This is a genomic window from Microbacterium xerophyticum (genome assembly GCF_053543555.1).
On record NZ_JBLVOB010000009.1, the window covers coordinates 261,169 to 268,138 of the forward strand.

The following is a 6,970-nucleotide window of genomic DNA, read 5'->3' on the forward strand; positions in this document are numbered from 1 at the left end:
TCCCCCCAGGACAGTCGTGCTCACCGTGACCGCGATCGTCTTCCTGTTCGCGCTGAGCCTGCCGGGCGTCGTGTTCGACGTCGCCACGTTCGCCGTCGCCGTCGCGGTGTTCTTCGCATACGGCAGCGGATCGTCGCGCACGCTGTGGGTGGCGCTGATCCTCTCGGCGGCGCTGTTCGCCACGGCGAGCGTGGTCAACAGCATCGGGGGAGAAGGGGCCGACCCCCTTCTCGCCGCAGGTGAGGCCGCGGTGCAGGTCGGCGGACTGTTCGTCGTTCCGATCCTGCTCGCCGCGATGCTGCGCGCCAGACGCGAATCGCGCGAGGCGCAGCGGCGCGAGCTCGATGCGCTCACCAGGGAGCGGGACGCCATGGTGGATGCGACAGTGGCACGCGAGCGCACAGTGATGGCCAGGGAGCTGCATGACATCGCCGCTCACCATCTCTCCGGGATCGCCCTGATGGCCTCGGCGGTGGAGCGGCAGATCGGCACGGATCCGGATGCCGCGCGCCGGGCGGCGGCGCAGATCCGTGCCGAGAGCACCACGGTGCTCCAGAACCTGCGCCGCGTGGTGGGTCTGCTGCGCGAGGACGGGGGCGCGGAGCGTTCGGTCGAGACGTTCGCCTCGGTGCCGGACCTGATCGCCGGAGTGCGCGCCGAGGCCGCCGCCGACGTGCAGCTGCACACGAGGGGATCGTCACCTGATCGGCGGTTCGGGTCCGGCGTCGGTCCGCTCGCTCAGCTCGCCGCGTACCGCACCATCCAGGAGGCGCTCGCGAATGCGGCGATGCACGCCCCCGGCGCGGACAGTGTGGTCGAGATCGACGACACGAGCGCGACAGAGGTGCGCGTCGTGGTGCGCAACGCGGCAGCGCCAGCTCGTGCGGTGTCGTCCGGTGGAGGGTTCGGCCTGGTGGGGATGCGCGAACGGGCCGACCTCGTCGGGGCCGAACTGCGCCACGGGCCGACATCCGACGGCGGCTGGGAGGTCAGCCTGATCATCCCCCGCGAGTTCGTCGCAGAGCGACAGGGACCGAAGGAGCACAAGGCATGATCAGGGTGCTGATCGCCGACGACCAGGCGCTCGTGCGCGCGGGACTGTCGGCGCTGCTCGACGCGAAGGACGACATCGAGGTGGTGGGCGTCGCGGAGGACGGCGTCGAGGCGCTCGCGCTCGCCGCGGAGCTCCGACCGGACGTCGCCTGCCTCGACATCCGGATGCCGGGCCTCGACGGCATCGAGGTGACACGGGCGCTGTCAGCTGAGGGGGTGCAGGACCCGGTTCCCGTGCTCATCCTCACCACCTTCGATCTCGACGACTACGTGTTCGGTGCTCTGGAGGCCGGCGCCGCGGGCTTCCTCCTCAAAGACGCCGAGCCTGACCTCATCATCGACGCCGTACGGCAGGTCTCCGCAGGTCACGGCACGATCGACCAGGCGCTCACGAAGCGCATCCTCCGTGAGTTCGTGCAGCGGCGCCGTCTGCAGCCGGTGACGGCGCACCGGGCAGACGGAGTGCTCACCGCACGCGAGCGCGAGATCCTCCTGCTGCTGGCGCAGGGCATGTCGAACGAGGAGATCGCCTCGTCACTCGTCGTCGAGGTGTCGACCGTGAAGTCGCACCTGGCCAGGATGCTGCCGAAACTCGGGGTCCGCTCACGTCTGCAGGCCGTGGTCTGGGCGTATCAGAACCGAGTGGTCGCCGTCGCGGATCCGGATGCCGGGTCCGGCGCGTAGCGCAGGGTCCGCCGCGAGCGGAAGTCGCGCTCCTCACCGCTGAGCGGATCGGTGAATCGCAACTCGCGCGCCAGCAGCTGCAGGGGTCGGTCATGATCGTCCGGCGTCTCATCCGTGAGGATCGGATAGAGGTTGTCGTGCAGGATGCCGAGACCGATGCTCGCGAGGTGCACTCGCAGCTGATGCATCTTGCCGGTGTGCGGGCGCAGCAGCGTGTGGACCACGTGCTCGTCGGCGCCGAGCAGTTCGACGAGCGTCTCGGAGTTGGGCTCCCGCTCGGTGTCGACGTCGACGCACACCTGGCTGCGCAGCTTCTCGATGTGCAGGCGCACCGTCCTGGGCAGATCGTTCGCCCATCCCTCCGGCCGCGCAGACACCGCCTCGTACACCTTCTCGATCCGGCGGCGCTGGAACAGGGTCTGGTACGCGCCTCGCGTCACTGCGCGCGCCGAGAACATCAGCAGGCCTGCCGTGGCGCGATCCAGCCGGTGCACCGGGGCGAGATCGGCGTTGTCGAGCAGGCGGCGCAGGCGCACGAGCGCGGAGTTCTGCACATACCTGCCCGCAGGCGTGGAGGGCAGGAAGTGCGGTTTGTCGATCACGACGAGATCCCTGTCCTGATGGAGGATCTCGATGTCGAACGGGATGTGCGTCTCCGCCGGCGGCTCGCGGTAGTACCAGACGAACTCCTCGGCACCGAGCGGCGCGTCGCGGGAGACGGCGGAGCCGTCGAAGGCGACGATCTCGCCGTCGTCGAACCGCGACAGCAGACGCTGCGGATCGATATGGAAGAACCGCTCGACCATGTACGCGCTCACGGTGGGCCAGGGGCCGGTGAGCGGCACGTGCAGTCGGGTGGCACCGACGCCGTCGCGAACGGGGAGGGGGGAGCGCATCGCCATCAGAACAGGCTCACCATCGGAGCGCTGCCATCAGGAGTCATAGCTCAGGCTGAGCTTGCGCAGAAGAGACGCCATCCGGTCGCGGTCGGCGCGCGAGAGCGCCTGCAGCAGTTCCGCCTCGACGTCGACGAGGCGCGTGATGGCGGCATCCACGCGCATCTGGCCGTCTTCGGTCAGGGTGACGAGCACGCTGCGTCCGTCACCGGGATCCGCCTCGCGTCTGACGAACCGGCGCCCCACCAGCCGGTCGATCCGGTTCGTCATGGTGCCGCTCGAGACCAGCGTCTGCTGCAGCAGCTGCTTGGGGGAGAGCTGGAAAGGGGTGCCGGCACGCCGCAGCGCGGAGAGCACATCCCACTCCCACGGCTCGATGTCGCTGCGGCGGAACACGTCGCGGCGCGCACGGTCGAGGTGCTTGGAGAGGCGGTCCATCCGTGACAGCACCTCCAGAGGGGAGAAATCGAGATCGGGGCGCTGGGTGTTCCACGCGCCGACGATGCGGTCGACCTCATCTACCTCGCTCATCCTCCTATTATCGGTCAGGGCCGCCGCACGCATACGCGCGAGGCAGACGATCCGGCATGGCAGACTTGTCTGGTGACCCTGACGGTCACGGTCCGCCGTGGTGTAATGGCAGCACGACAGCCTTTGGAGCTGTTAGGTCTAGGTTCGAATCCTGGCGGCGGAGCATGACGGAGAACAAGCTCGCGATCATCGTGCTCGCCGCAGGCCAGGGCACCAGGATGAAGTCCAGACTGCCGAAGGTGCTGCACCCGATCAGCGGTCGCCCGCTCGTGGGGCACGTGCTGACGACGGCGACCGCGCTCGACGCCGCGCACGTGGAGGTCGTCGTACGCCATGAGCGCGACCAGGTGGTGACCGCGCTCGCCGCGGACTACCCGCACGTCACGTTCGTCGATCAGGACGAGGTTCCCGGGACAGGGCGCGCTGTCCAGGTCGCCGTCGACGCGCTGCCCAGCGGTTTCGACGGCGATGTGCTGGTGCTCTCCGGCGACTGCCCGCTGGCGGACGCGGAGACGCTGACATCGTTCATCGCGGCGCACCGGGCGGCCGACGCCGCCGCGACGCTGATGACGGCGGTCGTGGACGACCCGAACGGCTACGGCCGCGTGATCCGTGACGCCGACGGTGGAGTCGATCGCATCGTCGAGCAGAAGGACGCCACCGCCGACGAGGCATCCGTCACGGAGATCAACGCGGGAATGTACGTGTTCCGCGCCTCCACGCTGCGCGAATACCTCCCCGCCATCGGCGTCGACAACGCGCAGGGCGAGATGTACCTCACCGACGTGCCTGGACTCCTCCGCCGCGACGGCGGCCGGGTGGCGGCATCCGTCGTCTCCGATGTCACCGTGACCTACGGCGTCAACGACCGCGCACAGCTCGCAGAGGTGGGCCGCCTCCTGAACGCCCGCATCGTCAGGCGCTGGCAGCTCGAGGGCGTCACGATCGTGGATCCCGCGACCACCTGGATCGACGACGACGCGAAGCTCGCGGCGGATGTGACGATCCTGCCGAACACGCACATCGTCGGTGCGACTGTCATCGAATCCGGTGCCGTCATCGGCCCCGACACGTCGCTCGTCGACTGCGAGGTCGGTGAGGATGCGGTCGTGCGCCGTTCCGAGGCGACGCTCGCCGTCATCGGCGCTGGCGCGACCGTCGGTCCGTTCTCCTTCCTCCGCGCCGGCACGTCGCTGGGGGCGAAGGGCAAGATCGGCGCGTACGTCGAGACCAAGAACGCCCAGATCGGCGACGGCAGCAAGGTGCCGCACCTCTCGTACGTCGGCGACGCGACGGTCGGTCGTGGCGTGAACCTCGGCGCGAGCACGATCACGGCGAACTACGACGACGTCAACAAGCACCGCACCGAGATCGGGGATGAGGTGCACACCGGCTCGCACACGGTGCTGGTCGCGCCCGTTAAGCTGGGTGCAGGTGCGAAGACCGGTGCAGGCGCCGTCGTCCGCAAGGATGTCCCCGCTGGAGCGCTGGCCGTGAGCGTGGCCCCGCAGCGCAACATCGAGGGCTGGGTCGAGAAGAACAGAGCAGGAACGGGCGCGGCGGACGCCGCAGCCCGGGAACAATCGGCGGAATAGGCGGAGCATGGCGCGCAAGAAGAAGACCGTTGAACTGGATCGGGACAACGGTGTCGCGCCGGGACTCGTCGCGAAGACGAAGAAGCGACTCGTCATCGCAGGCGGACGCTCTCACCCCGCGCTGACATCGGCCGTCGCAGAGGCGCTCGGCACGGAGATCGCTCCGACGGAGCATCGCACCTTCGCCTCCGGCGAGATCTACTCCCGCTTCGAGGTGTCGATCCGCGGGTGCGATCTGTTCCTCATCCAGACCTTCGGTGAGCCGGTCAACGAGTGGCTCATGGAGACCCTGATCATGATCGATGCCGCCAAGCGCGCATCGGCAAAGCGGATCACCGTCGTCGCCCCGTACTACCCGTACTCGCGGCAGGACAAGAAGGGGCGCGGGCGCGAGCCCATCAGTGCGCGCCTGGTCGCCGACCTCCTCAAGACCGCCGGCGCCGACCGGGTCATGAGCGTCGACCTGCACGCCGCGCAGATCCAGGGGTTCTTCGACGGCCCCGTCGACCACCTCTTCGCGAAGCCGGTCCTGCTCGAGTACTTCCGCGAGAACCTCACAGCGGAAGACCGCGAGACCCTGACGATCGTCTCACCCGACATGGGGCGCGTCCGGGTGGCTGACACCTGGTCGGACAGCCTGGATGCGCCGCTGGCGATCATCCACAAGCGTCGCGACCCGAAGGTCGCCAATCAGGTGTCGGTGCACGAGATCGTCGGCACGGTCGACGGGCGCACATGCCTGCTCGTGGACGACATGATCGACACCGGCGGCACGATCGTGAAGGCCGCGCAGGCGCTCAAGGCGAACGGCGCGCGTCGAGTCATCGTCGCCGCCACGCACGCGATCTTCAGCGACCCGGCCAACGAGCGTCTGCAGGACGCCTCGATCGACGAGGTCGTCGTCACCGACACGATCCCGCTCACCGAGTCGCGTCGCTGGGACGGGCTCAAGATCCTCCCGATCGCTCCGCTGCTGGCACGCGCGATCCACGAGGTGTTCGAGGACGGCTCGGTGACGAGCATGTTCGGCGGCGACGCGTAGTCGAGAACACACAGCCCGCTCATAGTAGGGCACCCTAACCTCGGGAACGTGAAGAGCATGAGCGTCGCGTCCTCCGTTCGAAAGGGCGCCGCCGTCGTCGGCGTCGCCGGCCTCCTCGTCCTGGCAGGATGCTCCGGCACCGCCGATGCGGAGGACTCCACGGACACCGGGACGGAGTCCGACAGTGCGACGGGCTCCGACTCGTCGGGGTCAGGGGAGTACACGGACGGCACCTACTCCGCCGACGGCTCGTATCAGACCCCGGAGACCGTCGAGCAGATCTCGGTCACGCTCACGCTCGAGGACGGGGTCGTCACCGAGGTCGAGGTGACCGGCGACCCGCAGGCGCGCGAGACCGAGCAGTACCAGGGGCAGTTCATCGACGGCATCGCCGAAGAGGTCGTCGGCGTCGCGATCGATGAGCTCGACGTCAGCCGCGTCGCCGGGTCCTCGCTCACGAGCGGCGGATTCAACGATGCGGTCGAGGACATCAAGGAGCAGGCGGCAGCCTGAGCACCGTGTCCTCCTGGGGCTTCGACGCGATCGGCACCCGGTGGGAGATCGAGACCGCGGACCCGCTGAGCGACGCCGAACGCGCGGGCGTGGGCGCGGTGATCGACGACTTCGACCGCACCTGGTCGCGATTCCGCGCCGATTCGCTCGTCTCCTCGCTCGCGAGCGGCGGTGACGCGCCCAGCCCGGCGGACGCCGTGGCGATGCTGGATGCGTACGCCGAACTCTCCGACGCCACGCAGGGCGCCGTGAATCCGCTGGTGGGGGAGAGCCTCAGCGCGCTCGGCTACGACGCCACGGTCTCGCTCATCGCCGGCGCCGCTCGGCCGGCTCCCGCCGATTGGAGGGGCATCCTCACCTGGTCCGACGCGCGCGTGTCGCTGGCGGCTCCTGCCCTGATCGATGTCGGTGCCATCGGCAAGGGCCGTCTCGTCGACCTCGTGCTCGCAGAGCTCGCCGGCGTCGCCGGCAGAGTGATCGTGGATGCGGGTGGTGACATCGCCGTGCGCGGCGCCGAGGTGCGCATAGGTCTCGAGCACCCCTTCGATCTCACCAAGGCTATCGGGGTGGCGAGCATCCGCGACCAGGCGCTGTGCGCCTCGGCCGTGAACAGGCGGGCCTGGGGCGACGGCCTGCACCACGTGCTCGACGCGGGG

8 protein-coding genes and 1 tRNA gene are annotated in these 6,970 nt (G+C 69.1%); 7 read left to right on the forward strand and 2 right to left on the reverse strand.

Going from position 1 to position 6,970, the window contains the following annotated elements:
* Both ACNPNP_RS19140 and ACNPNP_RS19145 read left to right on the forward strand, forming a co-directional pair.
* On the forward strand, positions 1–1,054 hold a 1,054-nt coding region (locus ACNPNP_RS19140; protein WP_448967624.1), incomplete at its 5' end, for a sensor histidine kinase.
* Positions 1,051–1,737 (forward strand): response regulator, encoded by a 687-nt coding sequence (locus tag ACNPNP_RS19145; protein ID WP_448967625.1) that lies wholly within the window; start codon positions 1,051–1,053, stop codon positions 1,735–1,737. The genes ACNPNP_RS19140 and ACNPNP_RS19145, both read left to right, overlap by 4 nt.
* On the opposite strand, the gene ACNPNP_RS19150 is transcribed toward ACNPNP_RS19145, so the two are convergent.
* Together ACNPNP_RS19150 and ACNPNP_RS19155 are read right to left on the reverse strand one after the other, a co-directional pair.
* Positions 1,686–2,633 (reverse strand): pseudouridine synthase, encoded by a 948-nt coding sequence (locus tag ACNPNP_RS19150; protein WP_448967802.1) that lies wholly within the window; start codon positions 2,631–2,633, stop codon positions 1,686–1,688. The two genes, ACNPNP_RS19145 and ACNPNP_RS19150, sit on opposite strands and share 52 nt — an antisense overlap.
* Positions 2,634–2,669: 36 nt before the next feature.
* Positions 2,670–3,164 (reverse strand): MarR family winged helix-turn-helix transcriptional regulator, encoded by a 495-nt coding sequence (locus ACNPNP_RS19155; RefSeq protein ID WP_448967626.1) that lies wholly within the window; start codon positions 3,162–3,164, stop codon positions 2,670–2,672.
* Positions 3,165–3,255: 91 nt separating this feature from the next.
* Here ACNPNP_RS19155 and ACNPNP_RS19160 point away from each other — a divergent pair.
* From ACNPNP_RS19160 to ACNPNP_RS19180, 5 genes are all read left to right on the forward strand, one after another.
* Positions 3,256–3,327 (forward strand) — tRNA-Gln (locus tag ACNPNP_RS19160).
* A 1-nt stretch (position 3,328) separates the two neighbouring features.
* Positions 3,329–4,759, forward strand: coding sequence for a bifunctional UDP-N-acetylglucosamine diphosphorylase/glucosamine-1-phosphate N-acetyltransferase GlmU (gene glmU, locus ACNPNP_RS19165; RefSeq protein WP_448967627.1), 1,431 nt, complete (start codon positions 3,329–3,331; stop codon positions 4,757–4,759).
* A 7-nt stretch (positions 4,760–4,766) separates the two neighbouring features.
* Positions 4,767–5,801, forward strand: a complete 1,035-nt coding sequence (locus tag ACNPNP_RS19170) for a ribose-phosphate diphosphokinase (RefSeq protein WP_448967628.1) — start codon at positions 4,767–4,769, stop codon at positions 5,799–5,801.
* Positions 5,802–5,858: 57 nt separating this feature from the next.
* Positions 5,859–6,314: an FMN-binding protein gene (locus ACNPNP_RS19175; RefSeq protein ID WP_448967803.1), complete on the forward strand. Its 456-nt coding sequence runs from the start codon at positions 5,859–5,861 to the stop codon at positions 6,312–6,314.
* Between the two features lie 5 nt (positions 6,315–6,319).
* The coding region (locus ACNPNP_RS19180; protein ID WP_448967629.1) for an FAD:protein FMN transferase at positions 6,320–6,970 on the forward strand (651 nt) is incomplete at its 3' end.